26 protein-coding genes are annotated in these 25,532 nt (G+C 62.4%); 8 read left to right on the plus strand and 18 right to left on the minus strand.

Annotation, left to right across the window (positions count from 1 at the left end; translation table 11 throughout):
• Positions 1-97 precede the first annotated feature (97 nt).
• From AC3WKX_RS17875 to AC3WKX_RS17900, 6 genes are all read right to left on the minus strand, one after another.
• The gene (locus AC3WKX_RS17875) at positions 98-1,216 is read right to left on the minus strand and encodes a succinylglutamate desuccinylase/aspartoacylase family protein (protein ID WP_087694149.1); all 1,119 of its coding nucleotides are present in this window, start codon (positions 1,214-1,216) and stop codon (positions 98-100) included.
• A 207-nt stretch (positions 1,217-1,423) separates the two neighbouring features.
• Positions 1,424-2,677: an OprD family porin gene (locus AC3WKX_RS17880; protein ID WP_008437109.1), complete on the minus strand. Its 1,254-nt coding sequence runs from the start codon at positions 2,675-2,677 to the stop codon at positions 1,424-1,426.
• A gap of 112 nt (positions 2,678-2,789) precedes the next feature.
• Positions 2,790-4,433 (minus strand): ABC transporter ATP-binding protein, encoded by a 1,644-nt coding sequence (locus tag AC3WKX_RS17885; RefSeq protein WP_102604803.1) that lies wholly within the window; start codon positions 4,431-4,433, stop codon positions 2,790-2,792.
• Positions 4,430-5,308 carry an ABC transporter permease gene (locus AC3WKX_RS17890; RefSeq protein WP_102604802.1) on the minus strand — a complete coding sequence of 293 codons (879 nt, stop codon included), beginning with the start codon at positions 5,306-5,308 and terminating at the stop codon, positions 4,430-4,432. Before AC3WKX_RS17890 ends, AC3WKX_RS17885 begins: the two co-directional genes overlap by 4 nt.
• The gene (locus AC3WKX_RS17895; protein WP_003208135.1) at positions 5,305-6,246 is read right to left on the minus strand and encodes an ABC transporter permease; all 942 of its coding nucleotides are present in this window, start codon (positions 6,244-6,246) and stop codon (positions 5,305-5,307) included. The genes AC3WKX_RS17890 and AC3WKX_RS17895 overlap by 4 nt, the downstream gene beginning before the upstream one ends.
• Positions 6,247-6,248: 2 nt before the next feature.
• Positions 6,249-7,808 (minus strand): ABC transporter substrate-binding protein, encoded by a 1,560-nt coding sequence (locus AC3WKX_RS17900; RefSeq protein ID WP_008437103.1) that lies wholly within the window; start codon positions 7,806-7,808, stop codon positions 6,249-6,251.
• Between the two features lie 389 nt (positions 7,809-8,197).
• Here AC3WKX_RS17900 and AC3WKX_RS17905 point away from each other — a divergent pair, with 389 nt between their 5' ends.
• Both AC3WKX_RS17905 and AC3WKX_RS17910 read left to right on the plus strand, forming a co-directional pair.
• Complete coding sequence (locus AC3WKX_RS17905) at positions 8,198-9,112, plus strand: LysR substrate-binding domain-containing protein (protein ID WP_003208132.1); 915 nt, start codon at positions 8,198-8,200, stop codon at positions 9,110-9,112.
• Positions 9,113-9,137: 25 nt separating this feature from the next.
• Positions 9,138-10,568 (plus strand): serine hydrolase domain-containing protein, encoded by a 1,431-nt coding sequence (locus AC3WKX_RS17910; protein WP_102604801.1) that lies wholly within the window; start codon positions 9,138-9,140, stop codon positions 10,566-10,568.
• Here AC3WKX_RS17910 and nadE read toward each other — a convergent pair.
• From nadE to AC3WKX_RS17925, 3 genes are read right to left on the minus strand one after another with little or no spacing between them, the layout of a single operon-like run.
• Positions 10,548-11,363 carry an NAD(+) synthase gene (gene nadE, locus AC3WKX_RS17915; protein WP_102604800.1) on the minus strand — a complete coding sequence of 272 codons (816 nt, stop codon included), beginning with the start codon at positions 11,361-11,363 and terminating at the stop codon, positions 10,548-10,550. The genes AC3WKX_RS17910 and nadE overlap by 21 nt on opposite strands.
• Before the next feature lies 1 nt (position 11,364).
• Entirely contained in the window at positions 11,365-12,591 is a 1,227-nt protein-coding gene (pncB, locus tag AC3WKX_RS17920) for a nicotinate phosphoribosyltransferase (RefSeq protein ID WP_003208126.1), read from the minus strand.
• 10 nt (positions 12,592-12,601) lie between these two features.
• A complete protein-coding gene (locus AC3WKX_RS17925) occupies positions 12,602-13,249 on the minus strand; it encodes a nicotinamidase (protein ID WP_102604799.1) in 648 nt (215 codons plus the stop codon).
• Positions 13,250-13,396: 147 nt separating this feature from the next.
• On the opposite strand from AC3WKX_RS17925, the gene AC3WKX_RS17930 reads away from it, so the two are divergent.
• Positions 13,397-14,104, plus strand: coding sequence for an NUDIX hydrolase (locus AC3WKX_RS17930; protein ID WP_008437074.1), 708 nt, complete (start codon positions 13,397-13,399; stop codon positions 14,102-14,104).
• A 163-nt stretch (positions 14,105-14,267) separates the two neighbouring features.
• Here AC3WKX_RS17930 and AC3WKX_RS17935 read toward each other — a convergent pair whose 3' ends face one another.
• Together AC3WKX_RS17935 and AC3WKX_RS17940 are read right to left on the minus strand one after the other, a co-directional pair.
• Positions 14,268-15,041 carry an L-iditol 2-dehydrogenase gene (locus AC3WKX_RS17935; RefSeq protein WP_102604798.1) on the minus strand — a complete coding sequence of 258 codons (774 nt, stop codon included), beginning with the start codon at positions 15,039-15,041 and terminating at the stop codon, positions 14,268-14,270.
• Between the two features lie 22 nt (positions 15,042-15,063).
• Positions 15,064-16,374, minus strand: coding sequence for an ABC transporter substrate-binding protein (locus tag AC3WKX_RS17940; RefSeq protein ID WP_102604797.1), 1,311 nt, complete (start codon positions 16,372-16,374; stop codon positions 15,064-15,066).
• A gap of 214 nt (positions 16,375-16,588) precedes the next feature.
• On the opposite strand from AC3WKX_RS17940, the gene AC3WKX_RS17945 reads away from it, so the two are divergent.
• Positions 16,589-17,536 (plus strand): helix-turn-helix domain-containing protein, encoded by a 948-nt coding sequence (locus AC3WKX_RS17945; RefSeq protein ID WP_102604796.1) that lies wholly within the window; start codon positions 16,589-16,591, stop codon positions 17,534-17,536.
• Here AC3WKX_RS17945 and AC3WKX_RS17950 read toward each other — a convergent pair.
• Entirely contained in the window at positions 17,506-18,315 is an 810-nt protein-coding gene (locus AC3WKX_RS17950; RefSeq protein ID WP_102604795.1) for an aminoglycoside phosphotransferase family protein, read from the minus strand. The genes AC3WKX_RS17945 and AC3WKX_RS17950 overlap by 31 nt on opposite strands.
• Positions 18,316-18,539: 224 nt before the next feature.
• Here AC3WKX_RS17950 and AC3WKX_RS17955 point away from each other — a divergent pair, with 224 nt between their 5' ends.
• Positions 18,540-19,496 carry a nucleoside-specific channel-forming protein Tsx gene (locus AC3WKX_RS17955; RefSeq protein ID WP_032899590.1) on the plus strand — a complete coding sequence of 319 codons (957 nt, stop codon included), beginning with the start codon at positions 18,540-18,542 and terminating at the stop codon, positions 19,494-19,496.
• Between the two features lie 20 nt (positions 19,497-19,516).
• Entirely contained in the window at positions 19,517-20,554 is a 1,038-nt protein-coding gene (locus AC3WKX_RS17960) for a purine-nucleoside phosphorylase (RefSeq protein ID WP_102604794.1), read from the plus strand.
• A gap of 126 nt (positions 20,555-20,680) precedes the next feature.
• Here AC3WKX_RS17960 and AC3WKX_RS17965 read toward each other — a convergent pair whose 3' ends face one another.
• The 3 genes from AC3WKX_RS17965 to AC3WKX_RS17975 all read right to left on the minus strand — a co-directional run bounded on the left by AC3WKX_RS17965 (position 20,681) and on the right by AC3WKX_RS17975 (position 22,698).
• Positions 20,681-21,640: a quinone oxidoreductase family protein gene (locus AC3WKX_RS17965; RefSeq protein WP_102369314.1), complete on the minus strand. Its 960-nt coding sequence runs from the start codon at positions 21,638-21,640 to the stop codon at positions 20,681-20,683.
• Between the two features lie 30 nt (positions 21,641-21,670).
• On the minus strand, positions 21,671-21,844 hold the full coding sequence (locus AC3WKX_RS17970; protein WP_003208108.1) for a DUF1427 family protein: 174 nt from the start codon (positions 21,842-21,844) through the stop codon (positions 21,671-21,673).
• 89 nt (positions 21,845-21,933) lie between these two features.
• Positions 21,934-22,698 carry an AraC family transcriptional regulator gene (locus AC3WKX_RS17975; RefSeq protein WP_102369315.1) on the minus strand — a complete coding sequence of 255 codons (765 nt, stop codon included), beginning with the start codon at positions 22,696-22,698 and terminating at the stop codon, positions 21,934-21,936.
• Between the two features lie 116 nt (positions 22,699-22,814).
• Between AC3WKX_RS17975 and AC3WKX_RS17980 the strand changes: the two genes are divergently transcribed.
• A complete protein-coding gene (locus tag AC3WKX_RS17980) occupies positions 22,815-23,057 on the plus strand; it encodes a DUF6555 family protein (RefSeq protein ID WP_003208104.1) in 243 nt (80 codons plus the stop codon).
• A 117-nt stretch (positions 23,058-23,174) separates the two neighbouring features.
• On the opposite strand, the gene AC3WKX_RS17985 is transcribed toward AC3WKX_RS17980, so the two are convergent.
• The 3 genes from AC3WKX_RS17985 to AC3WKX_RS17995 all read right to left on the minus strand — a co-directional run bounded on the left by AC3WKX_RS17985 (position 23,175) and on the right by AC3WKX_RS17995 (position 24,383).
• Positions 23,175-23,345: a metallothionein gene (locus AC3WKX_RS17985; RefSeq protein WP_008437063.1), complete on the minus strand. Its 171-nt coding sequence runs from the start codon at positions 23,343-23,345 to the stop codon at positions 23,175-23,177.
• Positions 23,346-23,437: 92 nt separating this feature from the next.
• Positions 23,438-23,893 (minus strand): DMT family transporter, encoded by a 456-nt coding sequence (locus AC3WKX_RS17990; RefSeq protein ID WP_003208100.1) that lies wholly within the window; start codon positions 23,891-23,893, stop codon positions 23,438-23,440.
• A gap of 4 nt (positions 23,894-23,897) precedes the next feature.
• The gene (locus AC3WKX_RS17995; RefSeq protein WP_008437061.1) at positions 23,898-24,383 is read right to left on the minus strand and encodes a DMT family transporter; all 486 of its coding nucleotides are present in this window, start codon (positions 24,381-24,383) and stop codon (positions 23,898-23,900) included.
• Between the two features lie 118 nt (positions 24,384-24,501).
• Here AC3WKX_RS17995 and AC3WKX_RS18000 point away from each other — a divergent pair, with 118 nt between their 5' ends.
• The gene (locus AC3WKX_RS18000; protein ID WP_102604793.1) at positions 24,502-25,434 is read left to right on the plus strand and encodes a LysR family transcriptional regulator; all 933 of its coding nucleotides are present in this window, start codon (positions 24,502-24,504) and stop codon (positions 25,432-25,434) included.
• Positions 25,435-25,532: the final 98 nt, after the last annotated feature.

A 25,532-nucleotide genomic window follows, 5' to 3' on the forward strand; every position in this document is an offset into this window, starting at 1 on the left:
CGAATGCGGAGGGTCAGCCAACATCTCCGGCGACTGACCCTCCGCATTCGCGAGCAAGCCCGCTCCCACATTTTGACCGTATTCCATAGCTGGCAAATCAGGCGCTGAGTAGCTTGCCGCTGCGAATCGGCGTGGCACCGGACACCCGGCCCAGCGGATCCCCCGGCTTCACAAAGCGCACGTCACGGCGCATGTACAACACGCCGGTGTTGTGGCTGCAAACCGTGGTGGCCTGCCCACTGTGGGGATCAACGATATCGAACAACGCCTGCCCGGCCTCGATGCGACTGCCCACCGCCGCCCGGTGTACCAGCACCCCGGCGCACGGCGCATAAAACTGTTCGCTGCCGGCCAACGGCGTCGCCGGGTTACGCAGGGCTGGCAAAGGCCGTGGCGCGCCTTCAACCGCGCCCAGGTGGGTCAGGTAATCAATGATCGCCGTGGCGTCATGTTCTGCCAGTTCATAGGACACATCCCGCTGGCCACGATGCTCGACGGTCACCGCCACGCTGCTGTCCGGAATCGGAAACCGATCGCCAAACCGCTCACGCAGGTTGACCCACAGCAGGTACAGCGCCTCATCGAACGAGTTGGCCTGGGAATCGGTGGCCAGCAACGAGGCTTCAGAGCCGATGTAGCGCGCCAGCGGCTCCACGGTCGCCCACACTGCCTCGCCGGTGTACACATGCATCGCCGCTTCGCGGGAGCAGTGCAGGTCCAGCACGATGTCGGCATCGTGGGCCAGCAGCATCAGGGTGCGTTGCAGCGACTGGAATTCGTCCAGCGGCGCCGCGTCCAGCAGACATTCGCCCCAGGCCTGGCGGATCAGTTGGCGGTTGGCGTCGATGTCCTGGCCCAGCAGGTGCTCGATCCTGTCGGCGATTGCCTGGTACGGCACCGGAAAGCCCCGGTTGTAATTACGCCCGCTGCCCAGTTCGAAACGCCCGCTGGGCGCGCCCATGATGTATTGGCTCAGCCCGGTGGGGTTGGCCACGGCCACCAGCACGATTTGCGCATTCAGCCGGTTGGCATTTTCCAGTTCTACCAATTGCCGGCGCAGGTGCGCGGCCACCAGCAGCGCCGGGGTTTCGTCGGCATGCAGCGCCGCCTGGATATAGATTTTTCGACTTGCACCCATTGCACCGTAATGCTCACTGTCCACGTGCCTGTGGGTGCCTTGTGTCGCTTGCAGCAAGGGGTGTGATTTAAGTTTCATAAACCGGAAATCTCGATATTCGAGTGATGAACGCTGAAGAAATATTAACGAGCCGGCGTGATCGTCTGTAAGGGCGGCCCACACTATCTTGATCTGGTAATCCGATCAGTGTGGGAGCTGGCTTGCCTGCGATGGCGGTGGGTCAGCCAGCCTATTCCGTGACTGACCCACCGCCATCGCGGGCAAGCCCGCTCCCACAGTGGGTGGTTACCAGAGCGCCAGGGTGTAACCCAGCATCACGCGGTTCTCGTTAACGTCGTTGAAGTAGTTGCCTTTGCTCAGCGCATTGCGCCAGCGCATCGACACGCCCTTGAAGGGCCCGTTCTGCACCACGTAGCCCAGGTCCAGGTCGCGCTCCCACTCGCGGCCTTCGCGGTTGAAGCCGAGCACTTCAGCCGAATCACCCTTGGCGTACTTGATCCCAAACAACAGGCCGGGCAAGCCGAGATCGGCGAAGTTGTAGTCGTAGCGGGCGTGCCAGGCTCGCTCCCTGGTTTGGGTGAAGTTGCTGAACTGGTACTCGGTGAACAGGTAGGTGATGGAGCCGTCCAGGTAGGTAAACGGCGTGGTGCCGTATTGCTGCTGGAAGCCGCCGCCGATGCTGTGCCCGCCGTACTGGTAGGTCAGGCGGCTGCTCAAGGCGCTGTTGTCGACCTTGCCCGCCAGGCCCGCGCCGTCCTTGTCCGACTTGAAGTAGCGCACGTCGGTTTTCAGCGTGCCCGGCCCCAGGCCGAAGTTGTTCTTGAAGCCCACGTATTGCTGCTGGTAGATGCTGTCCAGCGCCGCGAAGTGGTAGCTGAGCAAGGTGTTTGGGGTCAGCGAGTAGTCGCCACCGGCAAAGCGGAACTGGTCGCTCAGGGCGGTGCTCTTGTAGACCTTGCTCACCGTGGTCAGCTTCATGTCTTCGTAGTTGGTGGAGTCACGGTCCTTGGCCTGGTCGATCTGCCCGAGGGTGATTTTCAGGTTGCTGATGTCGTTGGACACCAGCTGGGTGCCGCTGAAGGACTGCGGAAACAGACGGCTGGTGTTGGGTTGCAGGATCGGAAGGTCCGGCACCAGGTAGCCCACACGCAGCTCGCTTTTGGCGAAGCGGGCCTTGGCGGTGACCCCAAGCTTGGAGTACTCGTCGGAGACATTCTTGTCGCTGTCACGCTGCAGCAAACCGGTACCGGACAGCCCCGGGCTGGAGTCGAGTTTCACCCCCAGCATGCCGGTCAGGTCCAGGCCGAAGCCCACGGTGCCTTCGGTGAAACCGGACTTGATACCGAGGATAAAACCTTGGGCCCACTCGGCGCGCATCGACTGGGAAGCGGCCTCGCGGTAGTCACGGTTGAAGTAGTAGTTCTTCAAGTCCAGCGTACCGCTGCTGTCCTTGATGAAGTCTGCATGGGCCAGTGACGGGACCAGCCCGCTGCTGACAACGCCGACGCCGGTGATGAGTTGAGTCAGGGATTTTTTCATTTTTTTAGCTCCTGGCAGTGGGGTGGGGGTTGGTGTTTTTATTGTTCTTCGGGCATGGCTTCGCCGTTCGCGCAAATCGGCGATTTGCGCGGCGGGTGACGTCAGTCCTGGGTTACAGCGCTAGCGGTACGGGGCCCTGGCGGATGCGGTAGCCACCGTTTTCAAGTTTCTCCAAGGGGCTGGCGGCGGCCAGCAGCTTGCGGGTGTAGGGGTGCTGCGGGCGGTCGAAGATCTCGTCGCGGGCACCCATTTCCACCACCCTGCCCTCGCTCATCACCGCCACCCGGTGGGCGATGCGTTCCACCGCCGCCAGGTCGTGGGAGATGAACAGGCAGGCAAAGCCGTACTGCGCCTGCAGGCGCTCGAACAGCTCGAGGATCTGCTTCTGGATGGTCATGTCCAACGCCGAGATCGGCTCATCGGCAATCACCAGTCGCGGGTGCCGCACCAGCGCCCGGCCAATGGCCACGCGTTGACGCTGGCCACCGGACAACTGGTGCGGGAAGCGGTCGACAAACTGTTCCGCCAGGCCGATGTCCACCAGGGTTTTCGCCACCCGCTCACGACGCTGCGCGGGCGTCATGCCGGGCACATGGCGCAGGGGTTCGGCGAGGATGTCGCCAATCTTCATGCGCGGGTCGAGGGACGAATACGGGTCCTGGAAAATCATCTGGCATTGCAGGCGATGGTCACGGTTGCCAGCCTTGAGAATGTCCACGCCCTCAAACTCGATGGCACCGGAACACGGGCTGTTCAGGCCGACAATCGCCCGTCCGAGGGTGGTCTTGCCCGAGCCGCTGCCGCCCACCAGCGCCAGGGTTTCCCCCGGGGCGATGGACAGGTTGGCCGAATGCACCACCCGCTTGAACTGGCTGCGGCCCCACAGGCTGCGCGGCCCCGGGTGCTCGATGCACACGTCCTTGACCGTCAGCAACGGCCGGTCCGCCTTGGGCAAGGCTGCCAGGGTGCCGCGCCGCGGCAGGGCCTCGAGCAGTTGCCGGGTGTACTCGGCCTTGGGCGCCAGCAGGATCTGCTCGATGGTGCCCTGCTCCACCGCGCGGCCTTCGCGCATCACCACCACTTTGTCGGCGTAGCGCGCCACCAGCGACAGGTCGTGGCTGATAAACAGGATCGCCGTGCCCTGCTCGCGCGTAAGGTCGAGCATCAGTTTCAACACGTCCAGTTGCGCCAGGCAATCCAGGGCCGTGGTGGGCTCGTCGGCAATCAGCAAGGCCGGGCGCAGCAGCATCACCGAGGCGAGCATGATGCGCTGGCGCATGCCGCCGGAGAACTCGTGGGGAAACGCCGCCAGGCAACGCTCGGCGTCCTTGATGCCGATATGCCCGAGCATCTCCAGGCTGCGCTCGCGGATCTGCGCATCGCTCAGCCTGGTGTGCAGGCGCAGGCCCTCGGCCATTTGCTCGCCGATGCTCATGGACGGGTTGAGGGACACCATGGGTTCTTGGAACACCATGCCGATCTTCGCCCCACGCAACTGGCGCAGTTGCTCAGGCGCAAGGCTGCCCAGGTCATGGCCCTGGAAACGCACCTGGCCGCTGCATTGTGCAAGCGGCGGTGGCAACAGGCCGATGGCGGCGCGGGCGGCCATGGTTTTGCCGCTGCCGGACTCGCCCACCAGCGCCACGATTTCGCCGGGGGCGATGGTGAAGCTCAGGTCGTTGACCGCCAGCGGGCCGTTGGCCCCCACGCGGATTTTCAGCTGGTCGACTGCCAGAAGGACGTCAGTCATGGTCATTTACTCATCCGCGGGTCGAGACGATCGCGCAAGGCATCGCCGCACAGGTTGAACGCCAGCAACGCCATGGCGATGCAGACACCGGGAAACAGCCCCAGCCAGCTGGCCGTGGCGATATACGGCCGGCTGGCGGCGAGCATGTTGCCCCAGGTGGCGGCCGGCGGCGGGACGCCCAGGCCGAGGAAACTCAGGGAGCTTTCCGCCAGGATCGCCCAGCCGAACATGCTGGTGGCCAGCACGCACACCGGCGCCACGCAGTTCGGCGCGATGTGCCGCAGCATGGTGTACAGCTCGGAGTTACCGATCACCCGCGAGGCTTCGACAAACTCTTTCTCGCGCAACGACAACACCGTGCCGCGCACCACCCGCACCACCGACGGTGTGTAGGCCAGGCTCAAGGCGAACACGATGCCGTACAGGCTCGGGCCGATGATCGCCATCAAGCCCAGGGCCAGCAGGATCCCGGGAAACGCCAGCAACGCATCGTTGACCATCATCAAGCCCCGGTCGACCCAGCCCCGCAGGAACCCGGCCAGCAGGCCCAGTACCGTGCCGGCGGTGATCGCCAGCGTCACCGTCAACACACTCACCCACAGGCTGGTGTGCGCGCCGATCATCAGGCGGCTCAGCACGTCGCGACCGTACTCGTCAGTGCCCAGCCAGTGCGCGGCGGTGGGCGCCTGCAAGCGCGCCAGCAGGTTCAAGGCCAACGGGTCATGGGGCGTCCAGACCAGGCCCAGCAAGGCCATGATCAACAACAAGGCCAGCAGCAGCGCGCCGATCAGCGCGTTCAGCGGCGGCATACGCCAGGCCCTGGGGGCACGCGCCGGTGCCGGCAACAGCACCTCGGGTGCGGCAGGTAGAGGCTTATTCATAACTTAACCCTGGGGTCGAAGAGCGGGTACAGCAGGTCCACCAACAGGTTGACCAGCACATAAACAAAGGTCACCAGCAGCAGGCAGCCTTGCAGCACGGGGTAGTCCCGGGCGTAGATGGCGTCGACCATCAGCCGGCCGATACCTGGCAGGGTGAACACGGTTTCGAGCACCGCGATGCCGCTGAGCAGGTTGCCGAGGATCAGGCCGATCAGGGTCAGGGTCGGTGCAAACGAGTTGCGCAGCGCATGGCGCCACAACACCGCCCGCTCCGACAAACCCTTGGCGCGGGCATGGGTGATGTATTCCAGGCGCAGCACTTCAATTGCACTGGCCCGGGCCATGCGGGTGATCGCGCCGAGTTCCACCAACGTCAGCGTGACAATCGGCAGCACGATAAAACTCAAGGCCTGCCACGGCGATTGGCCGAATGACACGTAACCCACCACCGGCAGCCAGCCGAGCTTGATGCCGAACGCGTAGAGCAACAGCAGGCCCAGCCAGAAACTCGGGATCGACAGCAACAGGGTCGCGGTGGAGACCACGCCAAAGTCCAGGGAACTGTTCTGTTTCCACGCCGAGAGCAAGCCCGCCGGTACCGCAATCAACGCCGCGAGCAACACCGAGACCAGCACGATCCCGGCACTCACCTGGAAGCGGTCAAGGATCAGCGGCAACACCGCTTCATTGGTGGTGATGGAATGCCCGAGGTCGCCGCTGAGCACCGCCTTGAGCCAGATCACAAACTGCAGCGGCAGCGGCTGGTCCAGGCCCAGGGACGCACGGGCGACCTCCAGGCTGTGGGCATCGGCCATGTCGCCGAGCATCAGCAGCGCCGGATCACCGGGCACCAGGCGGATGATCGCGAACACCATCAGCGAGATCAGCAGCAAGGTCGGGATCGACATCGCCAGCCGTTGAAAGATGAAACGCAACATCCTCAGTTACTCCCGGTCGCAGGAACGCTGACGGTCCACAGGCGCGGCTTGGACACCGGCCAGGTGCGCAGGCCTTTGACGTAATCACGGCTGGCGGCGATGGCGTTGCCGTTGTACATCGGGATCATCGGCACGTCCTTGAGCATCTGCTGATGCAGTTGGTCGAACAGCGCCTGGCGCTTGCTGATATCGCCTTCGCGCTGGGCTTCACGCAGCCATTCCTGGGCCTGGGGGTTGTCCCAGACCTTGCGCGCTTCCTTGTCCTTGTCGCCGGTCATCGAGTCGAAACTCAGGGCCGGGTCAAGGCGTTCGGAATACGGGAACGCCATCATCTGGTAGTTGCCGGTCTGGTAGCGCTCCAGCTGGGTGCCCCACTCCAGGGTTTCCAGTTCCAGGTTGATGCCGCTGGCCTTGGCCATGGCTTGCACGAACACGCCCATGTCGAAGATCGCGGCGTAGCGCTTGTTGACGATCAGTTTGATTGGCTGGCCTTTATAGCCAGCTTCCCGCAGCAGTTGGGCGGTCTTGGCCGGGTCGAAATCGAAGCCCTGGTTCTCGATTGCCTGGTGGTAGTGGCTGCCACTGGCGACCATCGAATTGTTGGCCTGGGAACGGCCACCGGTCAGGGCGGCGACGATTTGTGCGGAGTCCAGCGAATGGGCGATGGCCTGGCGCAGGCGCACATCTTTGAGCAAGGGGTCGCGGGTCTGGAACAGCAACGCGTTGACTGACATGGTGCCGCTGGAGGTGACCTTGATGCCGGGGTTGGCAGCCAGTTCGGTGGCGTCCAGCGGCGTGACGTCAATCAGCAGGTCGACGTTCTTCGACAGCAAGGCCGCCTTGGCCGCCGCCGGGTCCGGGATCACCAGCAGGCGCACGCGGTCGAGGGTTGTGTTTTTATTGCCGGTGTAGCCATCCGGCTCTTTCTCGTCCCGCGGGGTGTAGTTGGCGTTGCGCAGCAGGTCGATGTATTGGCCGGGCTTCCACTCGCCCAGGCGGAACGGGCCGGTGCCGATGGGGGCTTTCCACTGGCCGTCGACCACCGAGTCGGGGTGCAGGATGCCGCTGCCACCGCATTCCGGCAGCGCGGTGCTGGTGAGGAACAGGCCGTTGGGCTTGTCCAGGGTAAACACCACGGTGAGTGGGTCCGGGGCGCTCATGTCGACGATTTTCGCGCCGCCATGGCCGTCGAATTCAGGGGCGCAGCGCCATTGGGTTTTCGGGTCGAGGTAGTGTTTCCAGGTCCACAGCACTTCGGCGGAGGTCAGTGGCGCACCGTTCTGGAACTTGACCCCGTTGCGCAGGTGGAAGGTGTAGCGCAGGCCGTCGTCGGACACCTGCACGTCTTTGGCCAGCAGCGGGCCGACGGTGGCATCTTCACGGAAGGCCACCAGTCCTTCGGTAATGTGCAAGATGACGGCGTCGGAATTGGTGTCACGGTTGACGCCTGGCTCGGTGCTGCGAATGTCGGCGTTCAACGCGACTTTCAATAGATTCTCGGCGTGGGCAGTGCCCACCAGCGCGGCGGACAAGGCGCCAGCCAGGAATAAAGTCTTGTTCATGATAAATGCACCTTGAATGATCCTTACGCTTGGGTTCGGACGCTGGCAGGACCCAAAAAGAGGCACGGCCGAACACCTGAATAGTTGTTGTTGTTTTAGTCGCTGATTACGGTTTGCGAATGTTCCTGGAACGATCTTATTCGCCACCCGATCAACTTGAGAAGAACGCTCCGAGTGATCGGGCTCGGTTTATCCGATCATCAACCGTCCGTGGGTTGCCCTGGCCTTACCGTACCGAGAAATCAGGGCCTTGAGCTGGAAAAGATGGGGTTTTCCTGATCAGAAATAATGATCGCGATCATCCAGACCGATCTGTGCTCACCTATAGTCATCAGATAAGCTGGCTGGCATTCAATGGTTTAAATGCAGCACTGAGCGAGCCCACCGTCATGACCCTCACCCATCTTCGCGCGTTCTGCTCCGTGGTTGAAAAAGGCAGCTTCCGCTCGGCCGCACGCCAGTTGGATGTGGCCCAAAGCACATTGACCCAGTCAATCCAGACCCTCGAAAAGGAACTCGGGGTGGTGCTGCTGCAACGCTCCAACCAAGGCATCAACCTGACCCCGGCCGGCGAGGTGTTCCTGGCCCGTGCCCGTTCCATCACTCTCGACTGCGAACGTGCCCTGCTCGACCTGCAACCCTGGAAAGGCGAGCCCGAAGGCCATATCGCCCTGGGCGTCACCTCCGAACCCTTGGCCGAATTGCTGCTGCCGGTACTGAGCAACTTCACCCAGCGCTTCCCGCGCATGCAGGTGCACGTGGCCAGCGGCACCACCAAGGGCCTGGTGGAAAAAGTCCGCGATGGCCGCCTGGATTTCGTCTTGTGCCCGCTGGCGCCCAACGTGGCCGATATCGACCTGGCCATCGACCGCCTCTACAGCTCAAACGCCGGCATCATTGCGCGCAAGGGCCACCCGCAGGCCCACGCAAAATCCGTGCAAGCCCTCACCGACTGCCAGTGGATCAGCGTACGCCCGGCCGGCGTAGTGGGCGGCGCGGAGAACCGCTTGATCGAGCTGTTCCGTACCCAGGGCCTGGCGCCGCCAAAGATTGCGATCACCACTGATTCGTTGCTGGAAACCCTGCACATCGTTTCGGAAACCGATTACCTGACCATCGAACCGCGCATGCTGCCGGGGATGAAGCTGTTCTCCAGCGCCCTGACCACCATCGCCATCGAAGAACCGCTGGCGACCCGCGATGTATGCCTGATCAGCCGCCGTTCGTCGCCGCTCACCAGCGTCAGCCAGGAACTGACCAGCATGCTGATTTCCTATTCGCGGCTGGTGCACCGCAGCCGTTGATTTCCCTCCCCCTACGAGCCTGTTTATGCCCATGTCCTACGATGGTTTGTCCCGCGCCAGCGCCAGCAGCGTCGGCGTTGATCCCAAGCACCTGATTGCCTTTCTCGATGAAGTGAAAGCGGCCGGCCTCGACCTGCAAGGCCTGATGCTGCACCGCCACGGCCACGTGGTCGCCGAAGGCTGGAGCTGGCCGGTGGACCCCAACGAGCCGCGGGTATTGCACTCGGTGGCCAAGAGCTTCACCGCCTGCGCCATTGGCCTGGCCGTGGATGAAGGCTTGCTGAAACTGGATGACCGGCTGGTGGCGTTCTTTCCGGAGTGTGTGCCGGTGGATGCCGACCCGCGCCTGGCGGACATGACCGTAGAACACCTGCTGACCATGCGCACCGGCCACGCCGCCAATACCTCGGGTTCAGTGTGGCGGGGTATCGAGACCAGCTGGATTGCCGAGTTCTTCAAGATACCGCTGGCCTATGCACCGGGCACCACCTACGTCTATACGAGTGCGGCCAGCTACATGCTCTCGGCGCTGATCAACAAGGTCACCGGGCAAACCTTGCACGCGTACCTCAAGCCCCGGCTGTTTGTACCGCTGGATATCCATAATGAAAGCTGGGACATCGGCCCCGATGGCGTGAATCCCGGCGGCAATGGCTTGAAGGCGCCGACCTCGGCCATGCTCAAGCTGGGTGTGCTGCATGCACAAGGCGGCGTGTGGCATGGCAAGCAGGTTCTACCGGCGGCCTGGGTTGCAGCGGCCACCCGACCACAAGGCGGGCCGGACAGCCGCTACGGTTATCACTGGATGATGAAACCGGCACACGCCTTCAGCGCTGTCGGGGTGTTTGTGCAGATGGCGATGGTGTTCCGCGAGTACGGTGCAACGCTGGTGGTGATCGGCGGGATGAAGAATTCGGCGGAGCTGACTCCGTTTGTCGAGCGGCATTTTCCGGCGGCGTTTGGCGATGATTGCACGGTCAAACCCGAAGCGGATGCACGGTTGCAGCAACGTCTGGCGAGCATGGCACAGCGGCCTGAGTTGCTTTCAGCGTGTGCAGGGCCGAGAGATTTCACGGGCGTGTATCAGGTAGAGCCCAACGGGCTGGATGTGCAGCAATTGGCGTTCGCCGTCGAAGGCAATGTACTGCGCTTCCAACTGACCGACAGCAAGGCGACTCATGCCCTAGAGGTGGGGATTGATCACTGGATCGCCGGCACCACCAACATGCCGGGCCGGGCGTTGCACCACGGTTATGAGTTCAAGGATGCGCAGATCGTTGCCGGCGCGCGCTGGCTGGATACCGGGACGCTGGAGATGACCTGGATCTACCCGCAAACCGCGTTTCGCGATCGGGTGGTATGCGGGTTTGACGGTGACCGCGTGAGCGTGGCGCGTACGGTCAACGTCAACAGTGCCGGGAAGGAACAGGAAGTCTTAGTCGGGAACCGCCGGTAATGCTCGCTTGTGGGCGGTCTTGAGGTAAGCGCTCTCGACAATCGCCCTCACCCGCTCACTCACTGCCTCGCCCATCAGGTAGCGGTCGATCTCGTCATAGCTGCAGCCATACGCCAACTCATCCGGCTTGCCCGGTGCCAGTTCTTCCAGGTCGGCAGTCGGTGCCTTGGCCACCAACTGCCGTGGCCCGCCAAGGGCGCTGGCCAGCAGGCGCACCTGGGTCTTGGTCAGCCCTGAGAGCGGCGCCAGGTCGCAGGCGCCGTCACCGAACTTGGTGAAAAACCCCATCAGCGCCTCCGCGCCATGGTCGGTGCCCACCACCAGGCCGTTGTGCAGGTTCGCCACGGCGTACTGCGCCATCATCCGCGCCCGGGCCTTGACGTTGCCCTTGATAAAGTCGATGCGTTCGGCGCTGGCTTGCGCGGCAGACAGGCTGCCCATCAGCCCGTCGACGCAGGCGGCGATGTTCAGCGTCTCGATCCGGTCCGGTGCGATAAAGTCCAGGGAAGCCTGGGCGTCGCGCTCGTCCGCCTGGGTTTTATAGGGCAGGCGCATGGCAATAAACCGCGCCTCGTAGTCTTCGTTGCGCAGTTGTTCCACTGCCAGTTGGCACAGGCGCCCGGCGGTCAGTGAGTCGACACCGCCGCTGATGCCCAGCACCAGCGCATGGCAGCCGGACTGGCGCAAGGTGCCCTTGATGAAGTCGATGCGCCGTTGCAGCTCAGTTCCCTCGCCCCCCTTGCCGAGCAGCCGGTTGATCTTCAGTTCTTGTGCGATACGTGCCTGAGTGTCCATGTCACACCCCCAGTTGCGGATTGACGTTGCCGACGTTGAACACCTGCGCCGCATACTGCAGGAACGAGGCGTCTTCGCAGACGTTCTTGATCGGGTCATCGGAGAATTTCACCACCGGCTCGCCGTGCACCCGCACCAGTTTCATCACGATGCTCAGCGGCTCTACTCCGTCGACATCACAGGCCAGGCTGGTGCCCATGCCAAAGCCGAACTTGGCCTTGCCCCGCACGTGCCGCAGGATCGGCAGGCATTTCTCGAAATTCAGGCCATCGGAGAACATCAGGTCCTTGGTCATCGGGTCGATGCCCAGCTCCTTGTAGCGAGCCAACACCTTGTCGGCCCAGACGATCGGGTCACCGGAGTCCTGGCGCAAACCGTCGTACAGCTTGGCAAAGTACAGGTCGAAATCCTTGAGGAAAAAGTCGGTGCTGATGCAGTCGGTCAGGGCGATACCCAAGCGCCCACGGTATTCGCGCACCCAGTTTTCCAGCGCCGCATTCTGGCTTTCCCGCAGCCGCCCCAGTTGCTGGTGCACCATCAGCCACTGGTGGGCCATGGTGCCGATCAGCGGCAGGTCGAATTCGTAGGCCAGGTGCGCGTTGCTGGTGCCGATGAACTGGCCGGGAAAGTCGCGGCGCATGATGTCGACCACTTCACGCTGGGCCTTGAACGACAACCGCCGGCGGGTGGAGAAGTCCGAGACACGCAGGTCGGCCAGTTCATCGCGGGTGAGGTTTTTCTCCAGCCAGTCGAATTTCTGGTAGAGCTTGCGGGTGACGTCTTCGAGACTGACGTCGGGGTATTTGTCGCGGTTGCGCAGCTCGCTGACCAGGGCCAATACCGGCTGTTCGAACATGATGCAGTGCAGCATCGGGCCGACCACGCGTACGTTCAGTTGGCCGTCGATTTCACTGACGTGGATATAGCGCAGGTTGAAGCGGAACAGCCCCAGGAAGCGCTCGAAATCCGGGGTCAAGTACTCACGGCGCTGGTTGAACAGAAAGCGCAGCTCGCCTTCGCGCATGCTGAGGCCGGCGAGTTTTTCCAGCTCCACCCGCAGCTCGGGAATCAGGTGCCCCAGTTTCTCTCTGGAGCGGACGATGAACTGGTATTCCACATCGACATTCGGGTGCTGGTGCAACACGGCCTGCATCATGGTGAAGGTGTAGTAGTCGGTGTCCAGCAGGCCCTGGATCACAGCGTTTTCGTAGTCGTATGCACTTTCCATGAGGTACTCCTTAACGCGCGGCCATCGCGGCCAGTTCTTCCCGATTGCGGGTAATTACAACGCCTGCTTGTTGCAAATGGCTGACCGCCTGCACACCGCCCTCCTCGCTGATGCCACGGCATGCCGGCAGGTGCAGGATCACCTCGAAACCGGCCTTGAGCAGTTGCAAGGCAGTGGTCTTGACGCAGTAGTCCAGGGCCAGGCCGCCGACAATCACACGCTGGATGCCCTGGGCATTGAGGTATTCGATGACGCCGGTGGAGAGTTTGTCGTGGAGGTCGTGGTAGCAGGCGCCGTAGGGATGCAGGTCGGGTTCGACGCCCTTCCAGATGAAGTAGTCGTAGTCATAAGGCGTGGGCAATTCGTCCAACAGGGTGAAACCTTCAGTGCCGGGCACACAGTGGGCGACCCAGGTGACATCGGCATGTACCAGCCCGGTGGGTTGCAGCATCTCGCTGTGCTGTTGCACCACCCAGGGCGCGTGCGGGGTATGGGCGTCCTTGCTGCCGACACGGCGCGCGGCGAGGCTGGCCATGTAATTGAGCTCGGCGCCGATCTGGTCACCGCCAGCGACCGGCAATTCGTTGGGGCACAGCGGTGTGAAGCTCTTCTGGGCGTCAACGTCGAATGAGGCGATAGCGTTCTTAGAGGCGGTCATGGTCGTGTTCTCCTGTGGCCTGGATATAAAAGTACACGTCATGTACTTTCATGGCAAGAAACATTTTGTTATCTATCCTGGATCAAGTACACGACATACCCGTTTGATCCGTTAGACTGTGCCCCACCGCTGCCAACAGGACCCGACATGCCAGACCACGCCCCAACCCTTAGCGCCTACCTGCACACCGTGGACTTGTGCGTGCTGTTCTATTGCCGTGCATCCGGGGAACTGAAGATATTGCTCAACCAGCGCGACGCCGAGCCCTTCGCCGGGCACTGGGCCTTGCCCGGTGTAGTGGTGAATGGCGGCGTGCAAGATCTGAGCCTGCAGGATGCCGTGGAGCGGTTGCGGGCCAGTGACAAGGTTGGGTTGCCGCTGGCCTGGTATGAGCAAGTGGGGACGGTGGGCGATGCGTTTCGCGATCCGCGCTGCTGGTCGTCGTCGACCTATTACCTGGCGATCGTGGCTGATGAGGTGGAGCTGGGGGGGCATCAAAAGTGGTGCTCTGTTGATGCCGTGGCGACTGGCGGGGTCAAGCTGCCCTTCGATCACAACGCGATTGTGGCAGCGGTACAGGAAAGGCTGTTTTCCAAGTCGCTGTACAGCAGCTTGCCATTGATGTTTTTGGGCAATGAGTTCAGTGCGCCGGAGGCGACTACGATCTTTTCGCTGGTATTGGCGCGGCCGGTGCTGAAGACCAGTATCCGCCAGCGGTTGCTGAAGTTGACCGAGGCCGGTTTTTTGCGGGAGACGGGGCGCAAGAAGCATGGCGAGGGCGGACGGCCGCAGGCGACAGTGGAGAATCTGAAGCCTGGGGCAGTGTACTTCTTTGATCGCAGCTTTGCCGAATAAGACCAAGCCCCCTTCCCAGGACAATGAAGATCAACTGTGGGAGCGGGCTTGCTCGCGAATGCGGAGTGTCAGTCGCCGGATAGATTGACTGATACACCGCTTTCGCGAGCAAGCCCGCTCCCACCTTTTTTGATCTGCGATGGTTCGAGGAGCTGCGTCCCGCTCAATTCATCCAGTTGCCGCCGTCGACGTTGTAGGTCTGGGCAACCACGTAGTCGGCTTCTTTGGACGCGAGGAAAACCGCCATTCCGGTCAAATCCTCGGCAGTCCCCATCCGCCCAAACGGTACCTCTGCTCCTACGCGCTTTTTCTTATCGCCCAGCGGCAGCCCTTCGTGCTTGGCAAACATCGCGTCCACCCCGTCCCAATGCTCGCCGTCCACCACTCCCGGCGCGATGGCGTTCACGTTGATGCCCTGCTTGATCAGATTCAGCCCCGCCGATTGCGTGAGGCTGATCACCGCCGCCTTGGTCGCGCAGTACACCGCCACCAGAGGCTCACCCCGGCGCCCGGCCTGGCTGGCCATGTTGATGATCTTGCCGCCATGCCCCTGCTTGATCATCTGCCGGGCCGCCGCCTGCAAGGTGAACAACGTACCGGCGACGTTGATCGAGAACAACCGGTCGAAGCTCTCGCGGGTGATGTCGGTGATGGGCGCCAGGTCGAACAAGGCGGCGTTGTTGATCAGGATGTCGAGCTTGCCGGCCTGCGCCACCACGGCGGCAATCGCGGCATCGATGGACGCCTGGTCGGTGACATCCATCGCCACCGCGTAGGCTTTCGGGCCCAGCTCCGTGGCGGTGGCCCGCGCCCGCTCCAGGTTGATGTCGGCGATGGCGACGGTCGCGCCTTCGTTGATGTAGGCCTGGGCAAACGCCCGGCCAATGCCCCGCGCGCTGCCGGTGACCAGCGCACTTTTACCTTCCAGTCGTTTCATCAATGCAGTGTCCCTGAGGTGATTATTTCGGGTAGCCGGCGCGTTTCATTTCACGCTCGGTGGTGGACTGCGCCTCGGCCAGTGCCTTGTCGACCGTCATGCCGCCGGTGAGCGCTGCCGAAAACAGCTTGCCCACCGAGGTGCCGATGGCCTGGAACTCGGGGATCGTCACGTATTGGATGCCCACGTACGGCACGGGTTTGGCCGACGGGTGCGCGGGGTCGGCGTGTTGCATCATCTGCAAGGTCACCTTGGCGAACGGCGCTGCGGCCAGGTACGCCGCGTTGTAGGTGGACTGGCGCGTGCCCGGCGGTACGTTGGTGATGCCGTCCTTATCCGCTACCAGCTGGATGTATTCCTTGGAGGTGGCCCAGGTGATAAAGGCTCTGGCGGCGTCCTTGTGCTTGGAGGTGGCCGGGATTGCCAGGGACCAGGCGTACAGCCACGACGAACCCTTGTCGGTGACCTCGGTGGGTGCGGCGGCAAAACCCACGCTGTCGGCGACTTTGCTTTGGGTTTTGTCGGTGGTGAACGAGCCGGCAACGCTGGCGTCGACCCAGATCGCGCATTTGCCGCTGTTGAACAGCGCCAGGGTTTCGTTGAAACCGTTGCTGGAGACGCCCGGCGGGCCATAGTTTTTCAGGGTGTTGACGTAGAAGTTCGCCGCCGCCGTCCACTCGGGACTGGTCAGCTCGGGTTTCCATTGTTCGTCGAACCAGCGTGCACCAAAGGCGTTGGCCATGGTGCTCAGCAACGCGATGTTTTCACCCCAGCCGGCCTTGCCCCGCAGGCATATGCCGTATTGGTCCTTGGCGGGCTGGTTGAGCTTGGCGGCGAACTCGCCCAGTTGGGTCCAGGTCGGATGCTCGGGCATCGCCAGGCCGGCCTGCTTGAACAGGTCGGTGCGGTAATAGGTGACGGTGCTTTCGCCATAGAACGGCAACGCGTAGAGGGTGTTGTTCACCGACAGGCCCTGGCGTACCGCGGGGAAGATGTCTTCCACGTCGTAGTCGGCGGGCAGCGGCGTGATCGGTTCCAGCCAGTGCTTGGCGCCCCACAACGGGGTTTCGTAGGTGCCGATGGTCAGCACATCGAATTGGCCGCCCTGGGTCGCGATGTCGGTGGTGAGGCGTTGGCGCAGGACGTTTTCTTCGAGCACCACCCAGTTTAGTTTCACCTCGGGGTGCTGCTGTTCGAACACCTTGGACAGGCGCTGCATGCGGATCATGTCACTGTTGTTGACCGTGGCGATGGTCACGGTTTCGGCAGCATGGGCGGCCATCGCGAGCGTGAGGCCGGAGAGCAGGAACAGCGCTTTCGGAATCTTGAGCATGGCGGTTTCCACTTATTGTTTTTGTTGTTGACGGCCCGATTACAGCAGCTTGCCCAAGGCCGGACAAACGACTGGCGGATGCCCGGCTGATACTTTTTTAACCGCATCGCCAAGATCAAAAAAGTATCAGTGGCGGGCAAAACCCGGGGTAGCGGCTACTTGGACAAAGGGCGTATTTTGGTCCCATTCCAAAAAGCCCAGAAGGGCCAAGCCCATGCCTGCAAGCCGATCCGCCCTTTTCGAGCAGCGCCCCGCCGAGCTGGAAGTGATTCTTGCCGAGCCCGAGCATGGCTTTCGCTGGTACGAACATGACTATCCGTTCGAGCTCGCCCGCTGGAACCATCACCCCGAATTCGAAATCCACCTGATCCGCCAGGGCAGCGGCAAGCTCGTGGCGGGCGACTATATCGGTGCGTTTGGCGCCGGCCATGTCGCACTGATCGGCCCCGACCTGCCCCACGACTGGATCGGCGACCTGGCCCCCGGCGAGTACCTGACGGGGCGCGATGTGGTGTTGCAGTTCGACGGCGCCGCACTGCTGGCCCTGCGCACCACGCTGCCCGAGCTGGGCGACCTGCAAGGCCTGTTTGACCGGGCCCGGCGCGGCCTGGAATTCACCGGCGAGACGGCACTGAAGGCCGCGCAACTGCTGGAGTCCATCGGCCCTGCTCAGGGGCTCGCGCGCCTGATTCTGTTCATCCAGTTACTGCATACCTTGGGGCAGGCACCCTCCGGGGAAGCCCATTGCCTGGCCAGTGCCTGCTACACGCCAAGCCTGGATGCGCGCAGCTCGGAGCGTATCCACAAGGCCTTCGAATACCTGATGACGGAATTGACCGGCGACCTGCGGCTGTCGGTGATCGCCCAACGGCTGGACATGAGCGAACCGGGCTTCTCGCGTTTTTTCAAGCGCGTCACCGGCCACGGCTTTATCGACCTGATGCGCAAGTTCCGGGTGCAGCGCGCCTGCCGCCTGTTGCTGCAAAGCGAGATGTCAGTGGCCGATATCTGCTTTGAAGTGGGCTACGCCAACCTCTCCAACTTCAACCGGCACTTTCGCATCGAGATGAACCAGACGCCCAGCGAATATCGCCGGGAAACCGCGATGTACCTGTTCAACCGCAACGGTGATCAGGCGCTGCCGTTTACCAAGGCGCACTGAGCCAGACGCGCCACTTCCAGCTCCCTATCGGCGCGGTGCCGCTGGTCATCCTCCAGAAACCACGCCGCCGACAAACCGGCGTGCGCCACCACCCATTGCAACAGGCGCTGGCGCTCCAGGCCCGCAGCCCCGGCGATGATCTCGACCTGGCGTGCAAATCGCGCCGGATCGGTGCAAGTGGGCAAATCCGGATTGCAGATCAAATTCGCGTAGTCATAGCCGCGCTCGCCGGCCACCCGCTTGGGATCAATCGCCAGCCAGCCCCGGGGGCCGAAATCGAGGATGTTGTCGTGGTGCACATCACCGTGCAGCACCACCGGTTCCTGAGGTGACGCCAGCAGGCTGCGCGCCGTGGCGGCACACTCGCGTATCCGCCCGCCTTTACCCTCAGCGGCGAGCCACAGGGAGCGGAACCAGAGCTCCAGTGAGTGCAAGCCCACCGGTGGCGACGGGCGCGGCGCATGCAACAACGCCACGGTGGCGCAGGCAATGCGGCTGGCTTCATCATCCTGGCCATTGAGGGCCATGTGCATCAGCGAACCCGGGCCGGTTGCGCGCTCCATCACCACGGCATCGCCGTCATGGAAAAACACGCGGGCGGCGCCCTTGCCGGCCCACCAGGTCATCAACTCGCCGCCGAGCTTTTCCTCGGGCTCGCGGGCGATCTTGAGCATCGCCGGCTGCCCGTCCCAGCGCACCGGCAGCAGGTCGCTGCCGGGGGTGATGATGGCGTCACCCTCGGGTGTCAGGTTCCAGCGTTTCAAATAGTGATCGAACATCGGGCGACTCCCAGTGCGAGGTCCTGCAGGATGCCACACACGCCTTTACCCGGTCCGTTACGTTTCTGACCAAAAGGCCGACTATTTCCCACTTTTCTCAATTCCTTCATGCAATTGACACAAATTGGTACAACCTGTGCAAACGTTTGCGGAACGAACTTGGCAACCAGGTTCACCTCAACCCGAAGAATCGGGCCCCAACCGCGTACGAACAGGGATTTTCAATGCAACCCACTTCCAGACGATCCGCGTCGGCTACCCCTTTTGCTGTTTCCCTGCTACTGGCTGCCGTTACGGGAGTACTCAGCGGACCCATTTTGGCGCAGGAAAAACCCACCGATGACTCAGCACAGGGCGAAGCCCTGGCCCCGGAAGCCAGCCCGTCGAAAAAAGGCGTGTACCTGTCGGACTGGTTCAACCAGGACCTGACGGTGATCGGCAGCAAAGACATCAGCTTCGGCCCCAAACCCGCCGATGACGTGTACCTGGAGTACGAATACTTCGGCCGCAAGGGCCCGTTCGAACTGTATGGCTACGTCGACATCCCGAAGATCTTCGGGATCGGCAACAGCAACGACAAAGGCGCGTGGGACCACGGCTCGCCGGTGTTCATGGAGCACGAACCGCGCATCTCCATCGACTACCTGGCCGGTCGCAGCCTGGCCATCGGCCCGTTCAAGGAATGGTATGTAGCGTTTGACTGGATCTACGACCACGGCAGCAACAAGGACAACCGTGCCAACACCTTGTACAGCGGCCTGGGCACCGACATCGAGACCCACTCGCGGGTCAACCTGTCGGCCAACTTCTATGGCCGTTACCAGTGGGAAAACTATGGCGCCAGCAACGAGTATTCGTGGGACGGCTACCGGGCGCAGATGAAATACATCGTGCCCATTGGCAGCTTCGACAATGGTGCGTCGCTGACCTATATCGGCTTCACCAACTACGATTTCGGCTCGGACCTGCATAAAGACAACCCCGCGCGCACCGCCAACTCCCTGGTTGCAACAAACGTGCTGTTGTATTCGTTCACTCATCTGCGTTTCACCCTGGTCGGCCGCTACTTCCACAACGGCGGCAACTGGGAAGACGGCAGCGAGCTGAACTTTGGCGACGGTAATTTCCGCGCCCGCTCCAACGGCTGGGGTTACTACGCCGGTGTGGGCTATCAATTCTGAGTGTGAACAAGGAGCAGTAGATGAAGACCTTTACCCGCCTTTCAATCGCCATCGGCCTGGCCGCCGGGGCGCTGTTGCCGCACGTCGTGCTGGCTGATGCCCCGGCCCCGATCAAGCCCAAGGTGATGCTGATCACCATGTTCGCCCCCGAAGCGCAGAACTGGATCGAGCGCCTGGAACTCAAGCAGGAAGTTCGCGTGCCAGGCTTGTCGGCCGAGTATCCAGTGATCCGCTGCAACACCCAGGACGTGTGCCTGCTGGTGACCGGCATGGGCCAGACCAACGCTGCCGCCTCGACCCTGGCGCTGGCGTTGTCGCCCAAGTTCGACCTGCGCCAGAGCTACTTCCTGATCGCCGGGATCGCCGGGATCAACCCGCACCATGGCACCATCGGCACCGCCGCGTGGGCCCATTACCTGGTGGAATTCGGAACCCAATGGGAACTGGATTCACGGGACGCGCCGAAGGACTGGCCGACCGGCTATATCGGCATCAATACCAAGGGGCCGAACGAGAAGCCGCCGCTGGACTACAAGACCGAAGTGTTCGAGCTCAATCCCAAGCTGCAAGCCAAGGCGTTTGCGCTGTCGCAAAAAGTCGAGCTCAGTGAAAGCAAGGAGTCCACGGCCTGGCGCAAACACTATCCGTACGCGCCGGCCAATCAGCCGCCGCAGGTCACCCGGTGCGACACCCTGGCGGGCAATACCTGGTTCTCCGGGACGCGCCTGAGTGAGCGCGCCGAGGTCTGGACCAAATTGCTGACGGACAATAAAGGCGTGTACTGCACCACCCAGCAGGAAGACAACTCCACCTATGAAGCGTTGCTGCGAGCCAGCCGCGAAGGTTTGGTGGATATCCAGCGGTTGGCCGTCGTGCGGGCGGGTTCCGACTTTGACCGGCCATACCCGGGCTACAGCGAAGTGGACAACCTGCTGAAGTATGCGGACCAGGGCGGATTTGTACCGGCGCTGGAGAACCTGTATCGCACTGGTAATCCGCTGGTACAAGCGATTCTGAAGAACTGGTCGGCGTGGGAAAAAGGCGTTCCCGAAGCCTGAATAAAGATCAAATGTGGGAGCGGGCTTGCTCGCGAAAGCGGTGGATCAGTGCCGAATGTATTGGCTGACACACCGTATTCGCGGGCAAGCCCGCTCCCACACAAGCCCGCGCCCACAATAAGCGGGTCAGGGCAGGAAGATAATCTTGTCGGCACTGCCCTGGTTCACTTGCTCAAAGCACTTCACACCGTCGGCCAGCGACACTTCTCGCAAACCGGTCGGCAGCGGCAACAAGTCCTCATCGAAGAACCGCCCGAACTGCTCCAGCATCACGGCGCATTGCTCGCAGTTGTAGAGCAGCGAATTGATCCCCACCACCGAACCACCCTTGCGGTACAACGCCAGGGCCGGCAATTGCACGTGCCCGTCAACCGGCGCGGCGATGATCGCGATACGGCCAAAAGGCGCCAGCGCCGCCACCGCTGCCGGCAACCAGAAGCCGGTGGTGTCAAAGATCACATCGGCGCCCGTACCGAACAGCGCATTAACCTGCCCTCCCAGCGCTTCCGGCTGGCCCAGTAACAAGCCCTCGAAACCCTGCTCGCGCAAGGCCTCGACCTGTTCCGGCCGACGCACGGCCCCGAGCACCTGGGCCCCACGAATCTTCGCCAGGGCCAACGCCGCGCTGCCTACCGCTCCATTGGCACCAATCACCAATAAGCGAGTGCCTTTGCCGACACCGCTGCGCTCAAGCGCATCCCACGCCGTGGTGTACGGTACGCCGAGACTGGCGGCCTGGGCAAAGCTCAGATGGCTGGGCTTGTGCGCCACGCCCTTGGCCGACACGGTGAGGTACTGGGCGTGGGAACCGTCAGCGAAAAAACCCAGGTCGCGACCGGTGCCCCAGACTTCCTGGCCAACGAGTTCCTGCGGACCTTCCACCACCACCCCGGCAAAGTCCCGCCCGGGAATGCGTGGCAACGTGGTGTAGGGGAAACGCCCGAGCACGTTCTTCACGTCGCTGGGGTTCAGCCCGGCAGCCTTGATCTGCACCAGGACTTCACCGGCCGCCGGCACCGGCGTGGCGACATCAACGTAAGCAAGGGCAGCGAGATCGCCGGTGGCGGAAAATTGCAGTGCTTTCATGACCAATATCCATCGAGGTTAAAAAGGGTTTCAGGAGAACCAGGCGCTGACCATTTGCCGGCCCATGGGCCAGAGCTTCTCGCCCATCAGCATGCCCATCAGCCCGATCAGGGCGATGGCAGGAGGCGCAGGCGAGCGAAAGTCCAGGGCACCGTAAATCACGCCGACCAACAGGCCGATGGCCAAGGAAATCAGGTAATTCATGGAACACTCCGCAGCAAGGGTTGATGCGGTCAGTGTAGGGGGCCTGAAACCGAAGCATCGGCCAAGTGCTTCAGGATTTCGGCCAAGCCTCAGACGGGATACTGCGACGGCGCCATCCCCAGTTCACGGCGAAACATGTCGCTGAAACTGCTCGGCGAATAACCCAGGGAACGGGCGATCGCGCTGACCGACTGGCCCTGGATCAACTCGGCCACGGCGGTGGCCAACTGCACCTGGCGGCGCCACTCGGCAAAACCCATGCCCAGGCTGTTCTGGAACAGCCGGGCCAGGGTGCGTACGCTGGCGCCGGCGGCTTCGGCGTGCTGTTCAAAGGGAATGTCCAGGGACGGTGACGCCATCACCGCCTGGCAGGCGCTGGTCAGGCGTCGGTCGGCGCCCACGGGCAAGGCGATACGGATCGGCGAGCGCCGGGCCCGTTGCAGTTCCAGCAGGGCCAGGCCGACCACGGCTTCGTAATAGGCCTGGTCCCCCTTGTCGCCCTGCTCCACCAGCGCCACGATCAGTTCGCGCAGCAGCCCGCCGACCTCGATCACTTGCACCTGGCTGTCCAGGGTCGCTGCCAGCGCCGGGCGCAGGTAGATGTTGCGCATCTGCAAGTCCGACACCACGCGAATCCCATGCTCGACACCCGGCGGCAGCCACACCGCGCGCTGGGGCGGTACTACCAGCGCTTCCCGGGGTGTCTCGACCCACATCACGCCGCTCATGGCATACAGCAACTGGCCCCAATCGTGTTGATGGGGCTCGACATACAACCCACGCGGGTAGGTGCGCGCCAAGGGTTGCACGGGGACGGCGTGATCACTGAGGTCGGGAGGCGCGGCAAGGGCCATGGAAGACACATCGTTCAAGTATGAAGCGCCATGATAAGACGTGAACCGGATGATCCGAGTGAATTTTTACCACCTGCGCAGGGTCACTTAAAGACACAAGGAGGGTTTACGGATCCATGACTAACGCAAAACTTTTCGTGATCGACTACACGCTGCATGGCCAGCCCAAGTCATTCATCATCCGCCTGGAAAAACTCGACAACGCCGAAGCCTGGCATTGGGCGAGCTGCGACGCCGGCGTAGGCCGCATCGGGCGGTTTGCCCGTGAGCAGGTGAAGAAGACGAGCCAGCCCCAGGCCGAGAAATTCGGCATCGAAAACGTGCAATGGCGCCGCTCGGATGCGCGCCCCAGCGCGTGAAACAGTAGGAGCGAGCTTGCTCGCGAAGGTCGTTAACGATGACGCGGGGCACCTGGTGCTCCGCGTCGCTCTCGGGTGTTTCGCGAGCAAGCTCGCTCCTACAGGAGGCAGCCAGCGTTAGCCGTGCGCCGACTTGGCACACTCGCACCCGGTCGCCGAAGCACAAGGCTCGCCATGGGCATGATGCTCGGCGCAGCCTTGGCAGCAATAGCCCTTGCCATCCTTCATCACCGCGTTTTTCCCCAACTGACAGTTGCAGTGGGGGCAGGCACATGTTTTCTCTTGCATGGTCAGACTCCTTTTTCGTGGTCGTCCAGATGCGGCGAACGCCGACACCTCAAGCAATGACTATAGGCAACGATTCAAGGTTCAAAGGCCCGTCAGTCAGCCCGACGAGCGTTGCTGCGGTACATGAACACCAGGGCCAGCGCGAGGCACAGCATCGCCACGATGCGGCTGCCGGACAGTTCGATCGCCGGGTTGCCGAGCCAGCCGAAGTTATCGATCAGCATGCCCATGCCCAACTGCCCGACAATCACCGCCACCGTCGCCACTGCCGTGCCGACAATCGGGACCGCGCCGACCATCACCATCATGTACACCACCCCGAACAACGCCCCGGTCAGTTGCCACTTCGGCACGTCCAGCAGGCTGACCGCGTGGGCGGGCTCAAAGAACAGAATCAGCAACCCGGTACTGATCGCGCCCACGACAAAGGTCAGCAGGCTGCTGCGCAATACGCCCACCGCCTGCCCGAGGCGGCCATTGATGGCGGCCTGCACACTCAATACCGCACCGGCGGCCACTACCAATACCAACAACAGAATCAGGTTCATCGCCTTAACCTCGCGCAATCAGAACAAGTGCCACCACAATCAACGCCAGTGCAATCCAGCGCTCCACGTTGACCCGCTTGCGGGCAGTGCCAAACCAGCCGAAGTGGTCGATCAGCACGCTCTTGCCCACCTGGCCCGACAAGATCGCAATCATGGTCATCGCGATCCCGATATGCGGGGTCGCCAGGGTCAGCACCACCACGTACATCGGCCCCAGGAAGCCACCGATCAATTGCCAGCGCGGCAGGTCGGTCAACGCCGGGCCCTTTTGCGGGCCGCTGAACAGCAACAGCAGGAACAGGATCGCCGAGCCGACGCCGAAGATGCTCAAGGTCGCCCACAGATGCCCGACCTGCACACCCAACGGGCCCAGCAACCCGGCCTCCACCGACAAGCCCATGCCGGCAAATATCACCAGCGGCAGCAACAGCAATCGAAGAAACGTCTTGGGCTTGGCCTGAGCCACACCCGCCACTGAAGAAGCCTGCATACATCACCTGCGCGTTAGAGAGAGGAACAATGGCGCGTATTATCCGGTGGCACTGCTGTGCGATAAATGGGAGCATGCCGACAACACCTTTGCGCAATACGCACAACATGGAGTGATGATGCAGGGTTTGAACGAACTGAGCTTCAAGGCGCTTCGCCTGTTTGTCGCGGTACTGGACTACGGCAGCTTTTCCGAAGTCGCACGCCGTGAAGGCCTGGCGCCCTCCTCCATTTCCCGGCAGATCCAGTTGATGGAGCAGGCCCTGGGCCAACAGTTGCTGTACCGCCATACCCGTGCGGTCAGCCCTACCGAAGCCGGTCGCCTGCTGGGCCGGCATGCGCGATTGATGCTGGAGCAACTGGAAGCCGCCGGCCAGGCGTTGCAGGAACAGGAAAGCGAACCCAGCGGCCTGGTGCGCATCAATGCGCCGATGGTGTTTGGCCAACGCCACCTCTCGCCGTGGCTTGGGGAGCTGTGTCGGCGTTACCCGAAGCTGCAACTGGATATCCAGCAAACCGACACCTACGTCGACCCGTTGCAAGACGGCACAGACTTGCTGTTTCGCATCGGCGTGCTGAACGATTCCGGCATGCAGGCGCGAATCTTCGCCCCCCAGCGCTTTCGTCTCGCTGCCAGCCCCGGCTATCTGGAGCGTTTCGGTACGCCCCGGCATCCGGACGAACTGGTGAACCACCAGTGCCTGGCCTACAAGGGCGTCACCGGCCAGCAGCGCTGGTTCTTCCGCCGCGACCAGGGCGACTGGACCTCCTACAGCGTCAAGGGCCCGATCACCGGCAACCACGCCGACACCCTGACCCACGCTGCCGAACAAGGCCTGGGGCTGGTGGTGTTCCCGTCATGGTTGATCGGTGAAGGCCTGCGCGCCGGCACGCTGCAGGCGGTGCTCAGCGACTATGAAGTGGCGACGACCCTGGAGCCGCAACAGATTGCTGCGCTGTGGCCGGGTAGCCGGCGGCTGTCGTTGAAGGTGCGGACCGTGATTGATTACTTCGTCGAGTGTTTTGGGGCAGTGCCTTACTGGGACCGTTGAGCAACTATGGGAAACTATTCGGCCCGCACTGTCGGGGAAAATCCCCCTTCAAGTAAGTCCGATCTGATTTTCCACAACACGGGTCAAAAACCGCTTGC

Source organism: Pseudomonas sp. GP01-A4 (assembly GCF_058780865.1).